Raw genomic sequence first — 21,302 nt, 5'->3', positions numbered from 1 at the left:
TGCACAGCACGGGGCTTCGGTACCGAGTGAACGTGCCGGTACCCGGACGTCGCCCGTTGGTTCGGTATGGGTGCAGGTGGTGGCGCGGCTATGGGTGATGGCCGCGCAGAGCCGAGGGCCGGTGATCTCTCCTCCCTTACGCAGTACGAGTGAATGAGCCGATTGTTCAGTTCGGGGCAGGTGGCGAGCCTTCTACGGTCTCTGCATGGATCCGAGGGCTGCAGGAAAGGCCCTGCGAGCGGGGGACCGGTGGAAAGGCGCACCTGATGTCGGGGTTGGGGAAGTCGCCGGACGTGCTCAGGGTCCGGGCGGGCCGCTGCCATCGGACCGGGGCGTGGGCTTGGGGCGCGGTGGGCGTGGCCTGTCTCGTGGGAACAGCGCTGACTTTCAGCGGGCCGTGGGTGGCCGGGAGCGTGGCGGCGCGGATGGTGGCTTTTGCGCCGTCCACCGGTTGCTGGGCGTTGGCGGCCTCCCTGGTGCTCCGTGCGTGGGGGGCGAGCGGACGGGTGCGGACGCGTCTGCTGCTGTTGGGGGGTTCGGCGGTAGCCGGGGGTGTGTACCGGGGGGCCGTCAGCGTGCTGTCGGCTCACCCTCCGGGTTCGGGACGAGACGAGCGATCGCTGCTCGGTTCGGTGGTGGTCACCGGGGTGACGCTGGCGGTTGGCCTGGGGATGGCCGGTCTGGTGGTCGCGGCCGATGTCGGCAAAGGCCGGCATGTGTTGCTGCAGCGCGTGCTTGACGGGGTCGTCACAGCCGGGGCCGTGTTCATGACGGGATGGGTACTGCTGCGGGGGGCCAGTGACGGCTGGCGGCTGGGAACGGGGATGGTCGGTGTCCTCTGGACCGCGGAGGTCATGTTCCTCAGTTTTCTGTTCGCCCTGCGCCGTCTCGTACGGAGCGACCAGAGAGTCACCTTGTGGGTCGGGATCGTCGGGCTGTCCCTCATGCTGATCGGCGACACCCTGCGGCTGTGGACGGTCGGCCCGCACAGCCCCGAGGCGATGTCCTGTCAGCTGGTCGACACCTGCAATACCGCGGGCCTGCTCGTGGTCGCTGTCGGCCCTTGGTTGCCCGGCGCGGCAAGCGTCCTGGGCACTGCTCAGCCGACGTTGCGATGGAGGATAGAGGGTGCAGCGGCATTCATTCCCCTGACGGTCTGCACGGTCACGGCGCTGGGATATGTGTTGGCTCCTCCTGCCCGTGACCCAGTGCCGCTGTTGGTCGGTGGGACGGCGCTGCTGAGCCTCTGGGCACGCCAGACGTTCCTGCCGAGCGAGAACACCAGAAACGACGACTGAGTTCTCGTGCGGCTGCCCTCCCTGCTGCGGCCGCTTTCGCTCGTGTCCCACATGAGCCATATTGCATTCGATGCAACATACGACATCGGCGATGAAGGGCCTGCTGCCAGCTTCAACGGCACTCTATGCGGGGGCCGTTGGGGAGAGGAGCAGACTTGATCAGGCGAGTGTTGCCGTCAACTCGCGTCGGCGCACTCTTCAACGAAGGCACAAAGCCGGCGAATGAGGCTCAGGTAGGTGGCGGGGTCCGTGGTGTCCTGCATGTGAGATGCACCCTGGAGCCACTGTTGCCACAGGGCGCCGGGGATGTGTTCTGGGAAGTATGCGGAGAGGCGACGAGGGCAGGATTCGAACCTGCGTCCACCCGGGATCAGAGCCGGGCGCTCCTCCGCAGAGCTTCCTCGTCGCCACCGTGATCATTGCTTGGGCCGCTGTGTGGGTCAACTGATTTGCAGGGCGGACACACGCGGGGATTGCCGCCGGTCACGTCCACTCCTGAGCGGCAGCACGCTTTCCCTTGCCGGAGAAGACTCCTGCCGAACGGAGAGCGCTGGCCATGAGCGGGTCGGCGACGGCGACTCCGTGTACCAGCTCGGGTGTCCGCCGGAAGGCGACGGCCTCAACCGCTGCCCTGGGAGCAGTCCAGGCGCCAGCTATCGGGTCCAACCGATGCCGGGCGCAAGCTGCTTCGACGAGCGAGCGTGGGCATTCCTTCTCACCCCGGAGTACTTCCCAGGGCAGAGGAAGGTCTGCCCAGACGTAGGTGTCCGGGTGCAGCCCGCCGCCGCTCATGCGGTGCCAGTACGCCACGTCGGCCGCCATCAGGCGGGGCACCTTGCCAGGGCAAATCCGGTCCAGGATCTCGTCCTGCCCCAGCTCGGTCAGCAGCGCGAACCAGTGGGCCCGGGCCGTGTTCCATGCCTGTGCGGCCTGGTTCCACGTCGACGAGTCGTTGCCACGGCGCACGATCATCGTGTCGCGTTCCAGCGGATGCCGGTTCCAGGCGTCCTCCAGTAGGCCGGCGACCTGGCGCAGGAATCCGTTCCACCGAACCAGCAGCTGGGTGAGGTCCTGGTCGGACACATGGGCCAGCACTTCAGGCGTGGGGTGCACATGCGCGACCGCGTACCAGCAGGCCCGCTCGGGGAGATTCCTCAGGCGCTGGAACAGGGCCTCGGCGACCTCGTCGTAGACCTGACGCTGCCGACCGTTGGTGAAGACGCTGCGCATGTAGCCGCGGGCCGTGATGTAGGCGATGAAGGCTGCCGTGTCCGGGTCTGTGGCGAACAGCTCGTACGGCAGGACGTGGGCGAGGGCACCTTTGCCCGTGATGGCCACTTCGCGTCGGCGCTGCTCGTGGATGAGCCGGGCCAGTTTGGCTTCCATCCGGCGCAGTAGTCGGAAACGCTTGTTGTACTGGCGTTTGGAAATCTCCCCGAGGCCCGTCGCCGTGCGCTCGGTCCGGTTGAGGCGGTCCATGCCGAAGTCGTTCTGCCCGTACGAGCGGCCGATCTCCTCACCCGCTCGCCGGATCAGCACCTCGATCTGGGCTGGATCATCTCCGGCGTTGTCCGGAAGGTCCGGCACGCTCATGAACAGGTCTGCCGCTCGGGCAAGCTGGCGCTGTGCGCCAACCGGACGGGCGAACTCCTCCCGCATGGAGGTATAGCCGTGCCAGAGGTTGCGCAGCGAGTGCTCAGCAGCCTTGGCGAGCGCCGCCTCGGTCGCTGTATCGAGGTCAGTGCCCTGGGCGGCGTACAGATCCTGGATGAGCCGGGCCACATCTTCCGGACGCTTGCGCAGTGTGAGCGAGGCGTGCAGTTCACGGAGGAGTTGTTCGGATGTGGGCGACGGCATGAGTCTCACCTTGTCATCACCACGACCGGGTCTCCACTGCTTATCTCCTGCTGGATGCCGGACGAGAACCGGGCACGATCGACGCCTGGTTCGTGATCGCTCCGATGCAGACGTCCGCCCGCCGAAACGAGGCGCGCATCCTGGGGCACGGCCCCTTCTCCCTCGCCCACCGTAAGCGGCGTCGCGGGCCTGTGTTCGGCGCGATCCGTGACCCCAAGCACGTCGCGGCGGCGCAGCGCCTGGCGGGGGCCCCGAACCTGACCGGAAACACGGCCGTCGAGCAGAACGTCCGTCCGCGTCGGGGTGCGCTGGTGCTCTGTCCCGTGGTGGAATCGGAACCCCGGATCCTGTCCGACGGATCGGTCGATCCGCGTGACCTCGTCATGGCCTTCGCCTTCGTCGCCCCGCCGTCGACGGCTCAGGGCGACCGTCACTTGGTGCGGTTCCGTGCGATCGACTCGACCAGGGCGGAAGCGGCGATAATCGACCGTGACGACGTGCGTTCGTGAGGCTCGACGACAGTGAACATTGTGACGCCTTCCTCTCCCGGCGTCTCGGCCCGCATGAGCAGGCAGGCGAGCAAAAACACGACTGTGGAACTGGCCGTGCGACGGCTGCTGCACGCGGCCGGGATGCGTTATCGCGTGGAGTACCCCGTGCCGGGCATGCCTCGACGGCGAATCGACGTGGCGTTCCCCCCGGGCCAAGGTCGCGGTCCTCATCGACGGCTGCTTCTGGCACGGCTGCCCTCAGCACGCCACTCAGCCGAAGGCCAACGCGGACTGGTGGCGCACCAAGCTGGATCGGAACATGCCCGCGACCGGGAGACGACGGAGCATCTGCTCCCAGCCATGGCTGACGTTCGCCTTCCTCTTCGCCGCAGGGTGGCTGGCCTACGGCCTCCGCGTCACCCGCCGTGGCCTCCGTGAGTACAAGGGCGTACGGCTGCTCGGTGTACGGGGCTCCCGCACGCAGGGCGAGGTCGTCCGCGGACCGCGCCACGAGGGCCCGACCTTTCACCCTCCCCAGATCCGCTACCAGGCGGGTCCGAGGAACCAGACCTATCGCCGGGCTCCACTCAACGCGGATCTGCACGCTCTACGGGTGGGCTACGAGGTGGTGGCACGGTACGACCCGGAGGACCCACGCCGGGTGGTCGTGGTGCGCACGCAGCAGACGTTCAACCCCGGGACGTACGTGGTGAACGGGGTGCTGCTCTGTTTGTTCGGGGTGGGGTTGGCGGTGGGGGCGCTGATGTGAGCCCTGGAATCGCGGTCCGGCGCCTCCTACACAGCACGGGGCTTCGGTAGCGAGCGAACGTGCCGGTACCCGGTATGCCTCGTCGCACGATCGACATCGTTTTCGGCAAGGCGAAGATCGCGATCTTCTTGGACGGTTGCTTCTGGCCCGAACCAGCCGTCGCGCGCTGTCCCGCACGTCGATGCCGACGCCCCACTCGGCGTACGACAAGCGGCGCCAGCCGCCGATGGACACGTACCGGCACCATCGACCAGTCCCCGGCGGCGCCGGTCACCTCCGACCCGACGAGGCGCGCGTCCTGGAGGAGTGGGCGAACGAACTCCAGATCAGCGACGACGGCACGCATCGCGACATCGGGTGACCAGTGGCCATTCACGAACCCGCGAAGAACGGCGAGATGATGTTTCGTATCACCTCACCACGACGAACGCGACGGGCCCTTTCATTAGTTCCAGAGATTACATCATCGCGATACTGGATAGCCTTGGGGTATTTCTCCGGAGACCCTCCGGCAGTGACGGCCTCCACGTCGGTAAAAAATTCCCTCAAGGCCGCGGCAAGACCATCCGAGTCAAGGAGATTCTTTGCCCCAAGTTGATAGATTTCAACAGCCAGGGTGAAGAGATCGTTCTTTTGCCATGCTCTACTTTTACTGTCCAGATTCAGGCCAGACAAGAGCACCAAACAATCGTTTAGCTTAGCCTCGACTTCTCCCCCTTCAGAGAATTCATCATTGTAACGTTCGAGGTATTCCTCGTGGCTATCGCTTCGGCTAAAGTAACCTGACATTACAGTAATGATCACATCGAGACACCATCGCACATCACCCATCCGTCGAATATCGACTGCAGTAAATACGCGATGATCCTCGAAGACCTTCCAGCTACTCATACCTTCGGCAGCCTTCTTCAATGCACCATCGAATCGAGCGTTATTCACCTCCATTGCGTTGAGGCTATAGTTTGTCGAATTCATGCGTCGAAACACCTCGCGAACCTGCTCCATGCTTAGTGAGCCAAGGTCCCTCACCACCACGTCGTAATTGAGGAAAGCGGCCTTCTCCGCTGGTTCTAGGTCCACATACGGCCTAATGTCCCCCGGCTTGAACTGATCTGATCCGGTGAAATATTGATACAGAGTCGTCACGCGTTGCTGACCGTCTACAAGTAGAGTCGTCCCTGCTCCTGTATTGAGGTCGACAGACCCGTCACAGAAGAAAATTTCCGGAAAAGGCATTCCATCAAGCACAGTCTCAATGAACAACTGCTTGTGGCGGTTCGTCCATACGAGCCGCCGCTGGAATTCAGGCTGCGCGACGAGAATTTCGTTAGTGAGCATCGTCATGAGCTCACGAACCTTCTTGTTTGTCGCCGTAGTTTTCACAGAGCCCCAATCTTCCTACATTCGGTGACCGCATTTGACTGGTAGCCCTCAAGGGCGTCCATGTCGTACCAGACTGCGAACGTGACTTTATAGGGGCCTGCCACCCGATCCAACTGAAGCTGTCGACCTACCTCCCACAGTCGAGTCACAGTAGGGATTAGGGGTGAGGCCTTGTGGATGTTCTTAGGACTTATGCGACCAGCCAAGTGCTCTTTTTTGAATTCGTCCATCTTACTTGCAGACCAAGGCTCTTTCGACGCAACAAATTCCCTCACTTCACGCCATATCTGACTATACAGTTCGGGAGACACTACAGCTACATCAATGTCAGAGTGGTCATTAAAATGTCCGTAGCGGCGCGCGGGCTTAATGCTGAAACCAAGCTTGGCCGACCCGACGGTATACACGTCGCGGTTGGGATGTATGCCAAGTTCAGCGCCAACCCGCTCCCTGAGCTCAGCATGCTGCTCTTGACTGATTACGACACAAGGACCATGAGTAATGAACTCGCGCACCACCGACAAAGGCTTTGCATGGCGGATCAAACCCGTTTTGAAGGCCTCCATCGATAGCTCGATGGCCTTCTCTTGTTCGTCTTCGAGCACAGTCTCTTCTATCGCCCTATGGTCGCGGAGTAATACAGATAGAGGAAAATCACAAAAAGATTACACAAGCCCGTTGCCCACGCACGACCCCTAATTCAAGCCCAGTGGTTCTTCCAACGTGTCTGCGCGATGGGCTCTACGAGGTCTACCCCTGAAATGAGTCGGGCAGGCACTTCAGGTCGAACTGGCAAATCTTGATTTGCGAGCCGTCTGACGCCACCGACCTCGATGGCGCTGTACGGATTGCCGTGATTTCGTACAGGCCGTCGTACTTGTAGTCATTTGAGAGCGAGTACCGCGGATCCCCTTTATAGCCACGGATGACGCGAATGGGATATTTACGTTCGTAGCTAAGCTTGAGAGCTGCATTGTCCTCGTACGTCCATGACTGGCTACGCAGAAGCTTCCCGTCCCCGCTCTTATCCCTGCCGGGCGAGGCACCCGTGTATCTCACCCACGTTCCATGGTCCTCGTCATCCTCGTACCCGCCGTGCAGCACGATGGCGTCCCCTACCTTGCTGCCGTCCTCGTCTATGAGCCAAGAGATGCCGCTCTGGTTGGTTCGGTGCAGCTTGGCTCGCAGCACGTCTATCCGCCGATGGAAGACCGCCCCTGGAGCGATGCCCTCGATATGACCGATGACTCGTTTGATTTCCACGCGTCCATACTGGTGCGAAGTCGATCACTCATGTCAAACCCGTATTCAGAATTGACCGATAATGGCGCATGGAGCTTCCTGGGTCGGCCCCTCCGTACCCGGTGTCAGCAGCCTCTGTTACACATGACCCAGCTGTCTGAGCGATCAAGGGAGCCAGCGTGACCGAGCCAACGGACCTGTCACAACCTGTCGCAGGCCTGTACGAGCAGCTCATCACGCTGCGCTTTGAGCGGCAGCTCAAAGAACTTGACGACCAAGGCTGGCGCCCGATCAGCGACGCGGTAGGTGACGAATCCGTTCCTCACGTGCTGGCACGCCACGTCGCCGGAACCGTGAAGCGCGTGCTGCAAGACCTGCCAACCGAGGAGCGGGTACACGCCGCGAATCACATCCTCGAGTCCATCAGCACCCTCGACGGAGCGCGGGAGTGGGTGGACCTCGTGGCCGCAGGGCCTCGCCAACTCCTTGCGTTGACAAAGCAAGAGGCACCCGGAGTCTTCGCGATCCGTCCAGCCACCCCGCTGTCGGATACGGCTCTGAACACCAACTCCCCAGAAGATCCCAGCCTCGGCTTTGAACTCCGCGCCGAGCTCGCCACAGCCGACCGCGTCGACTTGCTCTGCGCCTTCGTCAAGTGGCATGGGCTACGCATCATCGAGCAGTCACTCAGAGCCGCTCATGAACGACGCGTCCCCATACGCGTCATCACGACGACCTACATCGGCGCAACCGAGCGACGAGCGCTAGACCGACTGGTACGAGAGTTCAACGCCGACGTCAAGGTCAACTACGAGACACGGACGACTCGTCTCCACGCCAAGGCATGGCTCTTCCGCCGCAACAGTGGGTACGACACGGCCTACGTCGGTAGCTCCAACCTCTCCAAGGCCGCGTTGCTCGACGGCTTGGAGTGGAACGTCCGGCTGTCATCCATCGCCACGCCTGACGTGCTGCGGAAATTCGATGCGACCTTCGACGCGTACTGGAACGACCCGTCATTCGAGACGTACGACCCCGACACTGACGGAAATCGGCTCCAGGAGGCCCTGGCCATTGCGGGCGGGACGTCGTCCGTCGCAGCCGCGGACCGCAGGATCACCCTGTCTGGCCTTGAGGTACGTCCGTACCCGCACCAGCGCGACATGCTCGAGCGGCTGGAAGTGGAACGAGAGGTGCATGACCGGCACAGGAATCTCCTGGTTGCCGCGACGGGGACCGGAAAGACAGTAATGGCAGCGCTCGACTATAAGAACCTGCGCAAGAAACACGGACGCGATCTGCGACTGCTCTTCGTCGCGCACCGCAAGGAAATTCTGCAACAGTCGATGCGGACCTACCAAGACGTCCTGGTAGACGCAAACTTCGGCGAGTCGCTCCACAGCGGAGAGATCCCGGACCGCTGGACCCACGTCTTTGCCAGCGTACAGTCGCTTAATGCTCGGGCGCTGGATCAGCTCGACGCCGGCCACTTCGATGTGATCGTGATCGACGAGTTCCACCACGGCACATCGCCAACCTACCGAAAGATAGTTGACCACTTCCGGCCCGTGGAGCTGCTGGGGTTGACCGCAACACCCGAGCGCATGGATGGCAGGAGCATCCAGGACGAGTTCTTCGGCGGGCGCATCGCCGCCGAGATGCGCCTCTGGGAGGCCCTGGAGAACGAACTCCTCAGCCCCTTCCACTATTTCGGTATCAGCGACAACACCGACTTGAGCACGGTGGAGTGGAAGCGTGGCGCCTACGACGGAGCCGCCCTGAGTAACGTACTGACCGGCAATGATGCGCGGGCGCGTCTCATCGTGAAAGCAGTGGAAGAAAAGATCGTCGAGCCTGGCATCATGCGGGCGCTGGGCTTCTGCGTCTCGGTCGCGCATGCTCACTTCATGGCCGAGTACTTCCGCTCAGCCGGGCTGAACGCCCTAGCGCTCTCCGGTGAGACCCCGACCGAACAGCGCAGGCAAGCCCTCGTTGATCTCAAATCCGGCGCCTTGCAAGTGATCTTCTCTGTGGACCTCTTCAACGAGGGACTCGACATCCCCGACGTAGACACCCTGCTCCTCTTGCGTCCTACGTCCAGTGCAACCGTGTTCCTCCAACAGCTCGGCCGCGGCCTACGGCGGAGCGAGAGCAAAGCGGTGCTCACCGTACTCGACTTCATCGGACAGCACCGGAAAGAGTTCCGCTTCGAGAATCAGTTCCGCGCCTTGACGAACCTCACTCGCAAGCGACTCCTGGACAACATCGAGCATGACTTCCCACAACTTCCCTCTGGTTGCCAGATCATCCTTGAGGAGAAGGCCAAGAAGACTGTCATCGACAACATCAAGGATCAGATCGGCGTCAACGTCACCGCACTGGCCCGCGAAGTCGCCACCTACGCCGAGACTCGCCTGAGCACCTATCTCTATGAGAGCGGCCGCGAACTCAAGGAGCTGTATCGCGGCAATGGCAACTCATGGACAGGGCTGCTCCGACGTGCCGGGCTACTCGCGGGCGAGCCTCCAGAGGGCGAAGCCGCTCTCCTCAAGCGCGTTCCTGCCTTCCTTCACGTTGACGACCCACTGCGGGTCGAGGCGTACGCCCGCATGTTGGAGGATGACGCTCCTTCGTACAGCCAGCTCGACGAGCAGGGACAGTCCTACGCCCGGATGTTCTTCTTTCAGCTCTGGCCCACCGGAGGAATCACCCGCAAAGGCTTCAAGGATTACGACGCTGGATTCGCAACACTCCGAGATCAGCACGCCGTACGCAGTGAGCTGCGCCAGGTGCTTGAGTACAACCTCGCCCATACCGACCACATCCCGATCCCTCTGCTGGGCTTCGGCGAGCAAAGTGGCGTCCCACTGACCGTGCACGCCTCCTACAGCAGGGAAGAGATCCTCCCCGCCCTCGGGCAGTCGTACATCGGCGGCTTCATGCCGGGCGACTTCCGCGAAGGCGTGAAGTGGTGCGAGTCAGCGAAGACCGACGCCTTGCTGATCACCCTGGACAAGGATGAGAAGGACTTCTCTCCCCAGACCCGCTACCACGACTACGCATTGAGCGAGACCCTCTTCCATTGGGAGTCACAGAACCAGACCTCGGACACGTCCGCCACAGGACGGCGCTACCAACACCATGCAGCCGAGGGCAGCCACGTGCTGCTGTTCGTCCGCCGCTACAAGAGCACCGACATCGGTAGCGCCCAACCGTGGATGCTGCTCGGCCCGGCTGAATACGTCGAGCACAAGGGAAGCAAGCCGATGGCGATTACGTGGAAGTTGACGCACGAAATCCCGGCGGATGTGTGGACGTACTCAGCCATTGCTGCCGGTTGAACCTCACCCCTTATTGCCTGTCCGCTCCACTTCCGCCTCAAAATGCGTCTGGGCGCGATCGAGGGCTTCATCGGCATCAAGACCATGCACGCGAAGCCAGTGGAGGAGGTCAGCGATGACGTTGATCGCCGACTCTTGCGCTACAGCCACGCTCAGCGCGCTTGGGCTCAAATCGCCGGACAGCTTCGCTGCGCCGTAGAGACCTAGCATCGCCCCTGCTCTCGCCACAGGCGCGCCGCCACTGTGGCCATTGGGCGAGTTCAGGCCGGTGGCCAGCTCGCACCAGGTGACCTTTCGATCGGGATGGAGTTGGACACCCCAGCGGTCGGCGGTGGCATCGACGAGAGCCATGCCTCGCCCGCCTTCGGAGTCGGCTCCCGCCTGAATGAGGGTCGGCAGGGCACGAGTATCGGGGTCCTGGACCTCGATACGCAGGTGGGTGCCGTTCATGGAAACGGCGAGCGTGGTCGGGGTACCGGCACCCACGTGCGTGATGACGTTGGAAACCAGCTCGGTGACACACAGTTGCGCCGCCTCACTGATCTCGTGCAGGCCCCAGAGCCCCAGGTGGAGCCGCATCATGCGACGCAGAGCTGACACCTCCCTCGGTTCCGCTACGAAGGGGATGTCCCACGGCTTCCTCTGCACACAACCCGCACAGCCCATGCCTCAAGTCCTCTCCTCGTAGGTCGACTTGCTCTCTGCAATCGACTCCATACTGAGAGTTGCACTGGAACTCTCAAAATGGAACTCTCATCTCTCGAATGAGAAGAGCGATCAGGAGCACGATCACGATTCGCGCGCCCCGGCGCACGCTGGCTTGCTGTCACGCTCGGGCAAGCAGCACGATCTGAGAGATCAACACGAAAGGTGTGGGACATGGCAGTTGGACCCACCACGCGCAGGCGCCAACTTGGCGCCGATTTGCGCCGCCTCCGTGAACACAAGGGCTTGACCCTGGAAGAGGCGGGTGCACGCGTTGGCATCTCAAAGGCGACGCTCAGCCGCTACGAGACCAAGGAAGGATCAGTCAAGTGGCCCGCCATTGACGCACTATGCCGCGAGTACGAAGCGTCCGACGAAGAACGTCTCGCGCTCGTCGAACTCGCCAAGGGCGCCAAAATCCAAGGCTGGTGGAGGTCGCTCGCCGACCCCATCCCCGAGTCCATGAACCTGATGCTCACGCTCGAGGACGAAGTGGTGCGCGAAGACCACTACGCCTGCATGTACATCCCTGGCCTCCTTCAGACCCGCGCCTACGCCGAGGCCGTACACCGCGCCTCGGAGATGCAGTGTTCCGAGAGGGAGGTGCAACACATGGTCGACATCCGCATGAAGCGACAAGAACTCCTTCAGCGGGATGAACCGCCACACATCTGGTGCGTGATCGACGAGGCGGCACTTCGTCGCAGTGTCGGCGGACGCAAGGTCATGCAGGAGCAGCTTCAGCATCTTCTGGCCGTCTCGGAACTACCCCACGTCACTACGCAAGTGCTCCCGTTCTCAACAGGGGCTCATGCTGCGGCAGTTGGCAGCTTCGCCGTCTTGCGCGGTCCTTCTCCCGAGTTGGACGTGGTGTACGTAGACATCCTCGGCGGCGGGCTCTTCATGGAGAAGCCACTGGAGTTGGGGCGCTATAGGTTGGCGTTCGAATACCTCAGCGCTCAGGCACTCGACCTCGAGACCTCTGCCACGCTCATCCACCGCATAAGCAAGGAGTCCTGATGCCCATACCGCCTGCGCCTCACTGGTTCAAGTCCTCCTACAGCGGCGGCAGTGGCACAGAATGTGTCGAGTGCGCACAAACGAGCACGGGCACCCTCGTGCGCGATTCCAAGGCCACAAACGACCCAATCCTCACAATCGGGCGCGTCGCTTGGCAGAGCTTTGTGCTCCAACTGGGCCGACAAGCTTGGGAAGACGAACCATCAACGTGAGGTTCGAGTCGCACATCACCCAACGGCGAGCGCCTTGGAAGACCCCAGGAACCCCTGACCCGGATGCTGCCAACACCGCCCAGGTGCCCCGGCATGGGTGTGGCGGCGGTGCGATGTCGGAGACGGAGCCATGCAGGGTGGCCGCCAAGTCGGCACCGTGGCGTGGGTCGTCGAAGGCGATGCACTTATGGACGACAACCTGAGGTCGGAAAGGGCTCATGGTGTCTTCGCGGTGCACGTAGGCTCTGGACGCGCGCGGCCGATGGGGAGCGCGTCGCGCCTGTGCTTGAGGGGTTCGATGGACGGAGTGTTCTGCTGTGTCGCAAGCTCATGAGCAAGAAGTCCTGGCCCGGATCGGTAAGGGGCTTGTCTATACCGAGTCGGAAGCAGCCTTCCAAGCTCCTCAACGCCGCACAGAGCAGATCTTCGAGTACAACCACACCCCACCGAGCGAAACGGAAAGGCGTCGATCGCTGCTCGTTGCGATCTTCGGATCAGTCGGAGAACGCACGGTGCTGCTGCCGCCGTTTCACGCCGGGTTCGGAAGCAACGTCTACATCGGTGACGACTTCTTCGGAAACGTGAACCTCACGTTCGTCGACGACGTGGACATCCGTATAGGCAACGGTGTCTTGATCGCGCCCAGCGTGACACTGACCACGACGGGACACCCGGTGCATCCCTCGCGGCGCGTGGACTACGGGCGGTTCTCGGAACCGATCGTGATCGAGGACAAGGTTTGGATCGGCAGCAACGTGGTCGTCCTCCCAGGCGTCCGTATCGGATACGGATCGGTCATCGGCGCCGGCAGCGTCGTCAGCCGCAGCATTCCCCCCATGACCGTCGCGGTCGGAACTCCTTGCCGTGTGCTGCGCCCCATCACGGACGAAGATCTCACCACACGTACTGCCGGGCGTTAGCCTCGCGCTCTCGCGAGATGGTGACTCGGGAGACGGAAGGGTCGCGTCTCAGGTGAGGACTTCCTCCTCGGGCCAGGCCGGTCAGCGGGCAGCGACTCGGGCGTCTTTGCCGACATCTGCCGCACGCTGGGGTCGGCGGGGCGCAGCGTGTTCGGCGGCCGGTGCTTCTTTGGGCTGGACAGTCGGAGCCCGTCGACAGCGCGGTCGGGAGGGGATCGGTGAGGAACAGATGATCATGCTGCGCACTGTGGGCGAAGGCTCCCGGCCGGGGTCAGCAGAACTGATCTTGTGTGTCCGGGCGGCGATACGCTGAGCCGCCGCAGCTCGGGGAGGGGAAGCAGCAGCAATGAGGAACGACCGGTACTGGACACCCGGCCGTAAGACGATCGCCACCGCAGCTGTCGCACTCGCCGCGTCGGCGGTGGGCTTCTCCGTCGCCGCCCAGGACGACGCCCCCTCCGTGGACGTCCATGTCGCCCGCCAGGCGGAGCGGGCCGAACTGATCCGCATGTGGGATGACTTGCTGGCGAAGGACGGCGAGGAACTGCCCGACACCTCCACCATGAGCACCGAGGAGATCAGGGTGGCGTGGGGGCGGGAGTATGCCGAGCATGCCGACGCCTCGAACGACGACATGGGTGTCGACCTGTGCTCCGGCTGGACAGTCCTTTACGACCTGCGCTGCTGGTAGACGCCCGGTAGCACCACCGAGGCATACATGCGTGCACATGTGTGGCATGTGCACGCATGAGACTGAAAGAGAGAGATGAACCTCAAGCGCATAGCCGTCACCGCGGCATGTACCTCCGCCCTCCTGGGCGGCCTGCTGGCCTCCGCCGCCGTCGCGCAGGGGCAGAGCAAGGCGAACCCCGGTGTCGCCGTCGACACCGACACCCCTTCGGCGCAGGAAGTGGCGGAGTTCTGGACCCCGGAGCGGACCCGGGAAGCTACCGACGGGCGATGATGTTACTGGCCTCGGCTGGCGGGAACCGCGTGCCCGTGGTGCGGATGACCCTTACCGGGTACGTGGGGGGACAGTGAGGGTGGGGGTGTAGTAGCCGGGTGGTGTGTTCTCACCGACAGGCGCGCCGTCGGCCTCCACCCAGGCATGGGCGCGGAATGGTGCGGTGCGCACTCCGGTGCACCAGGTGGGCCAGGTGCCGCCCAGACGGCACAGCAGGGCGGTGGCGAGAGAGCGTTGCAGACAGCCCTGCCCCGCGCAGCGGGTGCTGACGGCGACGACGGCGTCGCGGGCGGCCTGCGCCTGGGTGACGGTCGCCGGCACGGCGCCCAAGCGGGCCAGGCGCAGGGCGGCGCGGATCCGGCGGGGTGGCAGAGCGGTCAGGACACGGGCGACGGCGACGGCGACGTGGGTGGCCAAGCGTCGGCGTACGGGCAGCTGGCCCTGTGTTTCGAGGGCGGCCGGGGTGCTCATTCGGTGGCCAGCTTCTTCTTCCGCAGGGTCTCCAGCAGTACGGCCACATCGGCCTGGGCCCGATCGGCGTCGATGCCGTAGCTCTCGCGCAGCACCTCGGCGGCGCGCTCCCGGCTCGCTCCGGACATCAAGGTGTGCAGGACGAGCGCGCCGGTGGGGTTGAGCTGGAAGTAGCGTCCGCGTCGCTGGTCGAACAGCACGGTGCCGTGCTCGGTGGCGGTTTCGGTCACGTCGGGTTTCAGGGAGAAAGTCACGGTGCTCCTTCGGCGGCGGGAACGGACCGAGGTCGAGATCGCGCGGATGCGGAGAGCGAGCGCAGCCACACCTCGCAGGCGAGGGTGGGTTCCAGCATCATCAGTGGCTTGGTGGTGGGGTGGGTGGCGCGCAGCGCCGTGCGTACGGCCGCGTCGTCGACGAGACCTCGTCGGCCCAGTTCGGAGCCGTCGAACAGGTCCAGCAGCGTTGTGCGGTGGCGACGCAGGCCGTCGAAGGTGTCCTCGTCGTAAGCGCCCTTGGTGGACCGGCTCAGCAGGTCCGCCGGCACCAGACCCTGCATTGCCTCGGCCAGCAGCGGCTTGAAGCGATCAGGCGTGCCGCGCTCATGCGGCCGTACCGCGAGCGCTGCCTCGATCACCTGGTCGTCGAGGTACGGCGCCTCCAGGTACGCCCCCCGTATCGCCATGATCCGCGCGGCGTAGCGCACCATGGCGCCGCACTGGCGCACGGACTGCAAAGTGGCGTGACCACCGCGTTCGTTGGCCAGCGGCTCGGGACACTGCTCCGCCGCCTCGGTCAGCATCCTCCGCGCCGTCTCCATTGCCTGCCAACTCGCCCAGCGCGGCATCCGCGGCGGAGTCGTCCAGCTCAGCCGCGGCTCGAACGGTGAGGGCAGGGGCGCGCGCAACTGCTTCGCACCGTGGGCCAGGTCCTCGGGGAAGGTGCGGGTGTCGGCCAGGCCACGCCAGGTGGCGGCGGTCGGCCAGCGTCGCAGCGCCCGCCATCCGCGCACATGACGGATCGCGGTCCATGGCCGGGAGCGGGCCAGGGTGTGTACGTATGCCGGCATGGGATGGAACAGTTCGTCTCCGCCGTGCCCGCACAGATGCATGCGGGAGCCGTGCGCGGTGATCCGGGCACACACATCCTGGAACCGGGCACCGGCCCGTACCCAGTACGGCGGCTCCGCGGCCAAGGCGATCGCCGACCCGGTATCCAGGCCGGCGAACATGGTGGGCGAGCGGTCGTACTCCAGCAGCAGATGCTCCGCCTCCGGCAGCCGCTGCGTGATCCGCTGTGCCCACAGCGCGTCGTCACCGCCAGGGTCAAGCTGCGGTGTGCGCACGGTCAGTAGGCGCGCCCGGGTGTCCGTGCCCGCGGCAAGATGGGTCACGGTACCGGAATCCATCCCGCCGGAGAGGTCGGTACTGACCGTCCCGTCGGCGGCGGCGACCCGGGCGCGCACCGCCCCCGCCAGCGCCTCCCGCACCGTGACGGCGCCTTGCCGCAACGACAGAACCGGCTCGGGGGCGGACCACCAACGCGCCGTACGTGTGTCCCCATCGGGCTCCAGATACAGGCAGTGGTCCGGGGACAACTGCTCAATACCGCGCCACGCCGGCCGCTCACTCAGCGGATACGGGGCCGCAAAAGCGAGCATGCGCAGGGCGAGGATGTCCTCATCGATGTCCGCACCGGTCAGCTCGGCGAGCCAGTCGGGCCGGTCGGACGCAACCGTGACACCGGCGAACCGGGTATGGAACACGGCCCGTAGCCCCGATGCGGTGCCACGAACCCCGGTGCAGCCCGCGACCGAGACCGCCATATGAGCACTCCCTGCCAGGCCGCGGAAGCGCGTGGCCAGGTCGGGCGCCTTGCCCAGCCGAGCGGCCAGCTCTTTGAGCTCACCGGTGGTGGCCGGGCAGAATCCGGCCACCACCACCCGTGTCTGCCCGGCCTCGACCACCCTTAGGGCGTCGGCCTGCCAGCGGCCCACCACCCATGGACGCCCTGAGGCATGAGCAATCACCCGCACTCCCGGAAGGGCACACACGGCGCGAGCAGCAGCGCGGGCGCAGTCACCGTCGGGCAGGACCAGGAACATCGACTCGGCAGACACGGGTCTTTCCACTTGTCAGAAGCTGAGGAGGTTGTAGCTCTCGGGATTTTGGCCGCCAGCGCCGAGCGTGAGGTCGTCGAAGTCGCCGACCTCCACCAGCTCCGGGGCCACGTAGTCCGTCACTGCCGCCTCATGCTCTTCCATTTTGTGCTCCTATCACTCAAATCTGACGCATCGGATGAAGACGTCGAGTCAGTTATGCACCCTGCGAGCATGATTAAACACACACAGTGACAGGCGCCTGGTGGTACACCGCGAACGAGCGTGCACCAGCGCGCCGCCCCGGAACGCTGTGTGCACTACCGCCGCACCCCTGCCGACCGCTAGGGATGAGGTGCAGGAATCACCGAATCCGGCACCTACCGGCCGCTAGGTCGGTGGGTGCCGCACGCACCTAAGCTGGAGAGACCCTGATGCCGCTCGGCACCGCCCCTCGCGACACCCAAACCCGTATCACCCAGGCCATCGCACGAACTCGCGCCGTCGCTCGCAGCCTCCCTGACACAGCACAAGACCCGGCCGAAGACCTGACGGCCATCACATTGCTCCACCACCTCAAAGCCATCCCGATCGTCCTGACCTGCGACGATCTGCTGATTCGTCTCGGCAGCCCCAGCCGCGCCGTGAACGTACTGCGCCCCGCTCTCCACCACCTGGAGGCCCTCGTCTACCGCGCCGACCTCGCCTTCGAACACCATCAACGCGGCGGCCCCCCTCCCGCCAGCACATGGCGTGCCGGCATCACCGCGGTCATGGCCGCCTACGGTCTCGCCGACGACCCGGACCTGACCGCCGAACTCGACACCCTCGACGCGTACTCCCTGCAGGAGACACGCATCATTCAGGGCACCGAGCCAGTGGACACCGACGCCCTGCACGCCACCTGCTACAGCCGCTCCTCCCACATCCGACTGCTGCTCCGCTTCGGCCTCCACCTTGCCGACCTCCCCGTGAACGAGGAATTCCTGCACCTGGCCCGGCATGTCTTCGCCCGGGACGAGGTGGTTGCCGACTGCGTAAGCTTCGAGGACGACGTGGCCGACGACTCGTTCAACACCCTCCGACTCCAGGTCCGCCTGCACGGCGTGGACGGTGCTGCTGAAGCACAAGAGGCCCTGTACGCACGCATCCTGCGCGATCTGGACGCCGACCTGGCCCAGGCCCGGCGCACCGCACTGCTGGCCTTCGCCAATGCCTTTCTCCCCCGCCCCCTCGCGGGCAAGGCCAACCGGTACAGGCCGACACCGCGCATCCCTGCCGTGCGCCGTCTCCAGCCACTCCCCCTGCTCCGCCTCCATGTGCGGCATCAGGCCCGCACCAGCAAGCGCCTCAAGCCCGTCCCTGTCCCGACCCCTGGCAACACATAGAGCCACGCCAGGTGAGGCCCGCGAGGCGAACAGCCATCTCGCCTTCGGCCACGGCATCCACTACTGCCTGGGCGCACCACTGGCCCGGGTCGAGGCTCGTATCGTGTTCAGCACTCTGCTCGAGCGATACCCGCGACTGCGACTGGCGGTGCCCGCGGAGGAACTGACGCGTATACCCGGATGGCTCATGAACGGCGTGTCCACGCTGCCTGTACATCTGCACTGAAGCGGTGACTGTTCGTCCTCTGGCGAGCCGGCGCGAGCGACACACAGATGACGACGTGATGTCGTCGTCGGCACCGTCCAGGTAGGCGGCCAGCCGCTGGTGGTCGGCTTAAGCCCGTCCCCCGTCCCCCGGACTCCGAAAACGGCGGACGTGCTCGTCAGCATGCGACCATGGCTGTGAGCCGTCAATACCGAAAGATTTGACCTCTGATGCACGACCCATCCCTCCCCTTCCCCGGTCCCGAGCCCGTCCCCTCCCCCAGACCTCCCTCCGGCCCCGCTCAGGACGCCGTCTACGGAGAGATCCGCATCCGCCTGGACGCCGAGGACGGCACGCTAACGGTCGAAGGGGAGGAGATTCCACGGGCCGAACTGCGCCGCCTTGCGGGGGCGAAGGTCAACGAACACGTCCCCATCGGGACACGGGACGCCGACCGGCTGGTGCTGACCGTGGCCGGTGAGGACGCCCGCATCACGCCAGCCAGGGGACGGATCTCGCGCCGCTCCTACCGCGTGGACGTGGCGTACGGCGGTGCCGCCTACCGCCTGGTGCCATGTTCCCCGGCCGACAGCAAGCTGCGGAAGGACAGGCGCCGGATCGGGGTACTGACCTCGCGTGGCGACGGCTCGGCGGAAGCCGAGTGGAAGCGCGGCGGGAAGGTGCTGCCACAGGACGCGGCGATCGGCTACGCCCTTGCGGCCGCCTTCGGCACGGGAGCGCAATCCACCCTGGACTGGCTCCTGGACGCCGTCGACGCACTCCTGTCCCACTAATGCCGGGGCGGCATGCCGCCCCGGCAGGGCGGGTGGGGTTCTGTCAGGTGCAGATCTTGCCGGCGGGTGGGAGCTGGCCTTGTGCCAGATAGCGGTCCACGGCGGTGTCGACGCAGGTGCTGCCGCGTTGGTAAGCGGCGTGCCCGTCGGCGTCGTAGGTGAGCAGGCGGCTGGAGGAGAGCTGGCGGGCGAGCGCCTTGGCCCAGGGGTATGGGGTGGCAGGATCGCGAGTGGTGCCGACGATCAGGATGGGAGCGGCACCTGGCGCGGTGAGGGTATGCGCGGGCTGGGTCGGCGGGACGGGCCAGTGGGTGCACTGCATGAGTTGGGTCGCATAGTCCTTGCCGAACTGGGGCGAGGCGCGCAGGAACTGCGGCAGCGCCGCCTGGACCTGCGCGGAGGTGAACCGCGGAGCGAAGGGGGAGCTCAAGCAGCTGATGGCGACGAATGCGTCGGTGGCATTGCTGGAGGTGTCGTCTGCGGCGCCGAGGAGTTGCTGCAGCGCGATGGTGTCACCGGTCAGCACTCCCCGGAGCGCGGCGCGCAGCAGCTCCCAACCGGGCGCCATCAGCGCCGTCGTGACCGCGTTGAAGAGGTCGTCCCCTGCGATGGAGATGTCCTTGCCCTGCCGGAGGGGGGTGCGGTCCAGGGAGTGCCGAAGCGTGTCCAGTCTGCGGCTGATCTCCTTGACGGAGTGGCCCAGCGGGCAATCGGTGCGGGCGGCGCAGTCGGTGGCGAAGGACTCCCAGGCCGCCTGGAAGCCGGCCGCGGTCTGCAGGAAGTTTCGGTACCCGTCGATGGTGGGGTCGACGGCACCGTCAAGCACCATCCGGCCCACCCGGGACGGGAAGAGATCGGCGTAGGTCGCGCCCAGGTAGGTGCCGTAGGAGAAGCCGACGTAGTGCAACCGGTCATCGCCCAGAAGCGCACGAAGCACGTCCATGTCCCGGGCCGCATCCAGGGTGCCGACATGAGGAAGCAGCCGCCCGGCGTGCCGGGCGCACGCGTTGGTGAACTGCCCGTATACCGCGTCATAGGCGGCGATCTCCGCCGAGTCGGCCGACACGTGGCGGCCGACCCCCGCGGGGGTCGTGGGCGTGTTGATCTCGCAGTCCACCGGGGTGCTGTACTGCACGCCGCGTGGGTCCATCGCGACCAGGTCGTAGTCGGCTCGCACGGACGGGGAGAAGAGGTCGGCTTGGCCGCCCACCAAGTAGTCGATCGCGGACGCTCCGGGGCCGCCGGGATTGAACAACAGCGAGCCGATCCGTGCGCCGTTGCCGGTGGCCTTCTTCCGGATGGCCCGCAGGAGAAGGTCGCCTGCATCCGGATGGGCGTAGTCCAACGGCGCCTTCAGGGTGGTGCACTGGAACGAAGGGGAGCCAGGGCAGGGCTCCCACAGGAGCTTCTGCTGGTAGTAGCGCCGCAGTTCTGGCGGGGTGGCCGCGTCTGTGGCGGTGCCGTCCATCCTGGCCAGCCGCGTCTCGGCGGGGCCTGCTCCGGGCCAGGCGGCGGGGGCGGTCAGCAGCAGCCCGCAGGCACCCAGCAGTGCCACCCGGCTGCGCAGCCTCCGCCTGGGTATTCGGTCAACGTCGGGTGTGCGGTCAGTGTCTCGTACAGCGGTCATCGCCATGCCTTCCTCGTGCGCCCACGCGTCCGGGCCCGCCGGATGAGGCTTCACGACGGGCCCGAGGTCACCCGGTGCCCGGACGGTTACGGGCAGTTCCCGACCGCCGAGCCCCGGTGGGGCCTGTCGCGGGGGCTCGCCATCCACTGCGCTGCGCCCCGCGATCAGACCATCACAGACTGTGCTCAATGGGTGGCCCGAGTAGGCCGAATGGGTGAACCGCGTCGAGTGCGTGCGTCACAGGTCTGATCAGGGGAGGTGTCGGTTCCGCCGCGTCCGACGTCCGATGTGCGCCAGGTCTCATCCGCGGGGCTGTTACGCCGGAGGGGCGTCCGGTGTCTTTATGCCGAGTCCATAAGACCTAGGGAGACATGATGAACGGGAACGTCGAGGTAGTCGTGATCGGCGGCGGATACGGGGGCGTGACGGCGGCCAACAAGCTGGCCCGTCGCGACGGCGTGTCGGTGACCGTGATCAATCCGCGTCCCGAGTTCGTCGAGCGGATCCGCCTGCACCAGCT

Annotated in this window: 24 protein-coding genes, 1 tRNA gene and 2 pseudogenes; 16 read left to right on the top strand and 11 right to left on the bottom strand. The window is 65.1% G+C overall.

All coding sequences use genetic code 11. The features are described from left to right. Positions 1–632 precede the first annotated feature (632 nt). Entirely contained in the window at positions 633–1,298 is a 666-nt protein-coding gene (locus AB0D57_RS23110) for a hypothetical protein (protein WP_362075953.1), read from the top strand. Positions 1,299–1,631: 333 nt separating this feature from the next. Here the strand turns inward: AB0D57_RS23110 and AB0D57_RS23105 are convergent. After that, positions 1,632–1,704: transfer RNA gene (locus tag AB0D57_RS23105), tRNA-Gln, on the bottom strand. A gap of 77 nt (positions 1,705–1,781) precedes the next feature. Continuing rightward, positions 1,782–3,155 carry a hypothetical protein gene (locus AB0D57_RS23100; RefSeq protein WP_362075950.1) on the bottom strand — a complete coding sequence of 458 codons (1,374 nt, stop codon included), beginning with the start codon at positions 3,153–3,155 and terminating at the stop codon, positions 1,782–1,784. Positions 3,156–3,259: 104 nt separating this feature from the next. On the opposite strand from AB0D57_RS23100, the gene AB0D57_RS23095 reads away from it, so the two are divergent. The 5 genes and pseudogenes from AB0D57_RS23095 to AB0D57_RS23075 all read left to right on the top strand — a co-directional run bounded on the left by AB0D57_RS23095 (position 3,260) and on the right by AB0D57_RS23075 (position 4,776). After that, positions 3,260–3,664 (top strand): hypothetical protein, encoded by a 405-nt coding sequence (locus AB0D57_RS23095; RefSeq protein ID WP_362075948.1) that lies wholly within the window; start codon positions 3,260–3,262, stop codon positions 3,662–3,664. 54 nt (positions 3,665–3,718) lie between these two features. Next, positions 3,719–3,997 (top strand): annotated as a pseudogene (locus AB0D57_RS23090) (very short patch repair endonuclease); the annotation flags it as partial. Further along, complete coding sequence (locus AB0D57_RS23085; protein WP_362076099.1) at positions 3,993–4,415, top strand: DUF3592 domain-containing protein; 423 nt, start codon at positions 3,993–3,995, stop codon at positions 4,413–4,415. The pseudogene AB0D57_RS23090 and the gene AB0D57_RS23085, both read left to right, overlap by 5 nt. Further along, positions 4,412–4,561, top strand: a pseudogene (locus tag AB0D57_RS23080) (very short patch repair endonuclease); the annotation flags it as partial. The gene AB0D57_RS23085 and the pseudogene AB0D57_RS23080, both read left to right, overlap by 4 nt. Before the next feature lie 35 nt (positions 4,562–4,596). Further along, on the top strand, positions 4,597–4,776 hold the full coding sequence (locus AB0D57_RS23075; protein WP_362076114.1) for a hypothetical protein: 180 nt from the start codon (positions 4,597–4,599) through the stop codon (positions 4,774–4,776). 11 nt (positions 4,777–4,787) lie between these two features. Here AB0D57_RS23075 and AB0D57_RS23070 read toward each other — a convergent pair whose 3' ends face one another. The 3 genes from AB0D57_RS23070 to AB0D57_RS23060 form a co-directional block, all read right to left on the bottom strand. Continuing rightward, positions 4,788–5,759: a DUF262 domain-containing protein gene (locus AB0D57_RS23070; RefSeq protein WP_362075945.1), complete on the bottom strand. Its 972-nt coding sequence runs from the start codon at positions 5,757–5,759 to the stop codon at positions 4,788–4,790. A gap of 35 nt (positions 5,760–5,794) precedes the next feature. Then, positions 5,795–6,403 carry a hypothetical protein gene (locus AB0D57_RS23065; protein WP_362075942.1) on the bottom strand — a complete coding sequence of 203 codons (609 nt, stop codon included), beginning with the start codon at positions 6,401–6,403 and terminating at the stop codon, positions 5,795–5,797. 145 nt (positions 6,404–6,548) lie between these two features. Next, entirely contained in the window at positions 6,549–7,061 is a 513-nt protein-coding gene (locus AB0D57_RS23060; RefSeq protein ID WP_362075939.1) for a YDG/SRA domain-containing protein, read from the bottom strand. Between the two features lie 158 nt (positions 7,062–7,219). On the opposite strand from AB0D57_RS23060, the gene AB0D57_RS23055 reads away from it, so the two are divergent. After that, on the top strand, positions 7,220–10,381 hold the full coding sequence (locus tag AB0D57_RS23055) for a DUF3427 domain-containing protein (protein ID WP_362075936.1): 3,162 nt from the start codon (positions 7,220–7,222) through the stop codon (positions 10,379–10,381). A 3-nt stretch (positions 10,382–10,384) separates the two neighbouring features. Here the strand turns inward: AB0D57_RS23055 and AB0D57_RS23050 are convergent, their stop codons facing one another. Beyond that, positions 10,385–11,047, bottom strand: coding sequence for an ATP-binding protein (locus tag AB0D57_RS23050; protein WP_362075933.1), 663 nt, complete (start codon positions 11,045–11,047; stop codon positions 10,385–10,387). A gap of 213 nt (positions 11,048–11,260) precedes the next feature. Between AB0D57_RS23050 and AB0D57_RS23045 the strand changes: the two genes are divergently transcribed. From AB0D57_RS23045 to AB0D57_RS23025, 5 genes are all read left to right on the top strand, one after another. After that, positions 11,261–12,106 carry a helix-turn-helix transcriptional regulator gene (locus AB0D57_RS23045; RefSeq protein WP_362075930.1) on the top strand — a complete coding sequence of 282 codons (846 nt, stop codon included), beginning with the start codon at positions 11,261–11,263 and terminating at the stop codon, positions 12,104–12,106. Further along, positions 12,106–12,318: a DUF397 domain-containing protein gene (locus AB0D57_RS23040; RefSeq protein ID WP_362075927.1), complete on the top strand. Its 213-nt coding sequence runs from the start codon at positions 12,106–12,108 to the stop codon at positions 12,316–12,318. Before AB0D57_RS23045 ends, AB0D57_RS23040 begins: the two co-directional genes overlap by 1 nt. A gap of 317 nt (positions 12,319–12,635) precedes the next feature. Then, positions 12,636–13,238: a sugar O-acetyltransferase gene (locus AB0D57_RS23035; protein WP_362075924.1), complete on the top strand. Its 603-nt coding sequence runs from the start codon at positions 12,636–12,638 to the stop codon at positions 13,236–13,238. Between the two features lie 346 nt (positions 13,239–13,584). After that, the gene (locus tag AB0D57_RS23030; RefSeq protein ID WP_362075921.1) at positions 13,585–13,929 is read left to right on the top strand and encodes a hypothetical protein; all 345 of its coding nucleotides are present in this window, start codon (positions 13,585–13,587) and stop codon (positions 13,927–13,929) included. Positions 13,930–14,004: 75 nt separating this feature from the next. Further along, positions 14,005–14,202 carry a hypothetical protein gene (locus AB0D57_RS23025; protein ID WP_362075918.1) on the top strand — a complete coding sequence of 66 codons (198 nt, stop codon included), beginning with the start codon at positions 14,005–14,007 and terminating at the stop codon, positions 14,200–14,202. Between the two features lie 51 nt (positions 14,203–14,253). On the opposite strand, the gene AB0D57_RS23020 is transcribed toward AB0D57_RS23025, so the two are convergent. From AB0D57_RS23020 to AB0D57_RS23005, 4 genes are read right to left on the bottom strand one after another with little or no spacing between them, the layout of a single operon-like run. Beyond that, on the bottom strand, positions 14,254–14,673 hold the full coding sequence (locus AB0D57_RS23020; RefSeq protein WP_362075915.1) for a lasso peptide biosynthesis B2 protein: 420 nt from the start codon (positions 14,671–14,673) through the stop codon (positions 14,254–14,256). Continuing rightward, a complete protein-coding gene (locus tag AB0D57_RS23015) occupies positions 14,670–14,927 on the bottom strand; it encodes a lasso peptide biosynthesis PqqD family chaperone (RefSeq protein WP_362075912.1) in 258 nt (85 codons plus the stop codon). Before AB0D57_RS23015 ends, AB0D57_RS23020 begins: the two co-directional genes overlap by 4 nt. Beyond that, complete coding sequence (locus tag AB0D57_RS23010) at positions 14,924–16,789, bottom strand: asparagine synthase-related protein (protein WP_362075909.1); 1,866 nt, start codon at positions 16,787–16,789, stop codon at positions 14,924–14,926. Before AB0D57_RS23010 ends, AB0D57_RS23015 begins: the two co-directional genes overlap by 4 nt. Positions 16,790–16,804: 15 nt before the next feature. Further along, positions 16,805–16,933, bottom strand: a complete 129-nt coding sequence (locus AB0D57_RS23005; protein WP_362075906.1) for a lasso RiPP family leader peptide-containing protein — start codon at positions 16,931–16,933, stop codon at positions 16,805–16,807. 269 nt (positions 16,934–17,202) lie between these two features. On the opposite strand from AB0D57_RS23005, the gene AB0D57_RS23000 reads away from it, so the two are divergent. The 3 genes from AB0D57_RS23000 (at position 17,203) to AB0D57_RS22990 (ending at position 19,155) form a co-directional block, all read left to right on the top strand. Further along, complete coding sequence (locus AB0D57_RS23000; protein ID WP_362075903.1) at positions 17,203–18,156, top strand: hypothetical protein; 954 nt, start codon at positions 17,203–17,205, stop codon at positions 18,154–18,156. After that, entirely contained in the window at positions 18,086–18,382 is a 297-nt protein-coding gene (locus tag AB0D57_RS22995; protein ID WP_362075900.1) for a cytochrome P450, read from the top strand. The genes AB0D57_RS23000 and AB0D57_RS22995 overlap by 71 nt, the downstream gene beginning before the upstream one ends. Positions 18,383–18,591: 209 nt before the next feature. After that, the gene (locus AB0D57_RS22990) at positions 18,592–19,155 is read left to right on the top strand and encodes a hypothetical protein (protein ID WP_362075897.1); all 564 of its coding nucleotides are present in this window, start codon (positions 18,592–18,594) and stop codon (positions 19,153–19,155) included. 43 nt (positions 19,156–19,198) lie between these two features. On the opposite strand, the gene AB0D57_RS22985 is transcribed toward AB0D57_RS22990, so the two are convergent. Next, entirely contained in the window at positions 19,199–20,782 is a 1,584-nt protein-coding gene (locus AB0D57_RS22985; RefSeq protein WP_362075894.1) for an alpha/beta hydrolase, read from the bottom strand. A 374-nt stretch (positions 20,783–21,156) separates the two neighbouring features. On the opposite strand from AB0D57_RS22985, the gene AB0D57_RS22980 reads away from it, so the two are divergent. Then, positions 21,157–21,302: FAD-dependent oxidoreductase (locus AB0D57_RS22980; protein WP_362076096.1), on the top strand; the 146-nt coding region annotated here is incomplete at its 3' end.

This window comes from Streptomyces sp. NPDC048275, assembly GCF_040652275.1.
In the GTDB taxonomy this organism is placed as follows: Bacteria; Actinomycetota; Actinomycetes; order Streptomycetales; family Streptomycetaceae; genus Streptomyces.
The sequence above is the reverse complement of the archived record's forward strand: the minus strand, read 5'-3'. Positions and strand labels throughout refer to the sequence as shown.

Excerpts from the sequence above, each read along its gene's own strand:
- AB0D57_RS23100 (WP_362075950.1), bottom strand. The coding sequence starts at position 3,155 with ATGCCGTCGCCCACATCCGAACAACTCCTCCGTGAACTGCACGCCTCG.
- AB0D57_RS23095 (WP_362075948.1), top strand. The coding sequence starts at position 3,260 with ATGCAGACGTCCGCCCGCCGAAACGAGGCGCGCATCCTGGGGCACGGC.
- AB0D57_RS23075 (WP_362076114.1), top strand. The coding sequence starts at position 4,597 with ATGCCGACGCCCCACTCGGCGTACGACAAGCGGCGCCAGCCGCCGATG.
- AB0D57_RS23070 (WP_362075945.1), bottom strand. The coding sequence starts at position 5,759 with ATGACGATGCTCACTAACGAAATTCTCGTCGCGCAGCCTGAATTCCAG.
- AB0D57_RS23050 (WP_362075933.1), bottom strand. The coding sequence starts at position 11,047 with ATGGGCTGTGCGGGTTGTGTGCAGAGGAAGCCGTGGGACATCCCCTTC.
- AB0D57_RS23045 (WP_362075930.1), top strand. The coding sequence starts at position 11,261 with ATGGCAGTTGGACCCACCACGCGCAGGCGCCAACTTGGCGCCGATTTG.
- AB0D57_RS23040 (WP_362075927.1), top strand. The coding sequence starts at position 12,106 with ATGCCCATACCGCCTGCGCCTCACTGGTTCAAGTCCTCCTACAGCGGC.
- AB0D57_RS23030 (WP_362075921.1), top strand. The coding sequence starts at position 13,585 with ATGAGGAACGACCGGTACTGGACACCCGGCCGTAAGACGATCGCCACC.
- AB0D57_RS23025 (WP_362075918.1), top strand. The coding sequence starts at position 14,005 with ATGAACCTCAAGCGCATAGCCGTCACCGCGGCATGTACCTCCGCCCTC.
- AB0D57_RS23020 (WP_362075915.1), bottom strand. The coding sequence starts at position 14,673 with ATGAGCACCCCGGCCGCCCTCGAAACACAGGGCCAGCTGCCCGTACGC.
- AB0D57_RS23005 (WP_362075906.1), bottom strand. The coding sequence starts at position 16,933 with ATGGAAGAGCATGAGGCGGCAGTGACGGACTACGTGGCCCCGGAGCTG.
- AB0D57_RS23000 (WP_362075903.1), top strand. The coding sequence starts at position 17,203 with ATGCCGCTCGGCACCGCCCCTCGCGACACCCAAACCCGTATCACCCAG.
- AB0D57_RS22995 (WP_362075900.1), top strand. The coding sequence starts at position 18,086 with ATGTGCGGCATCAGGCCCGCACCAGCAAGCGCCTCAAGCCCGTCCCTG.
- AB0D57_RS22990 (WP_362075897.1), top strand. The coding sequence starts at position 18,592 with ATGCACGACCCATCCCTCCCCTTCCCCGGTCCCGAGCCCGTCCCCTCC.
- AB0D57_RS22985 (WP_362075894.1), bottom strand. The coding sequence starts at position 20,782 with ATGACCGCTGTACGAGACACTGACCGCACACCCGACGTTGACCGAATA.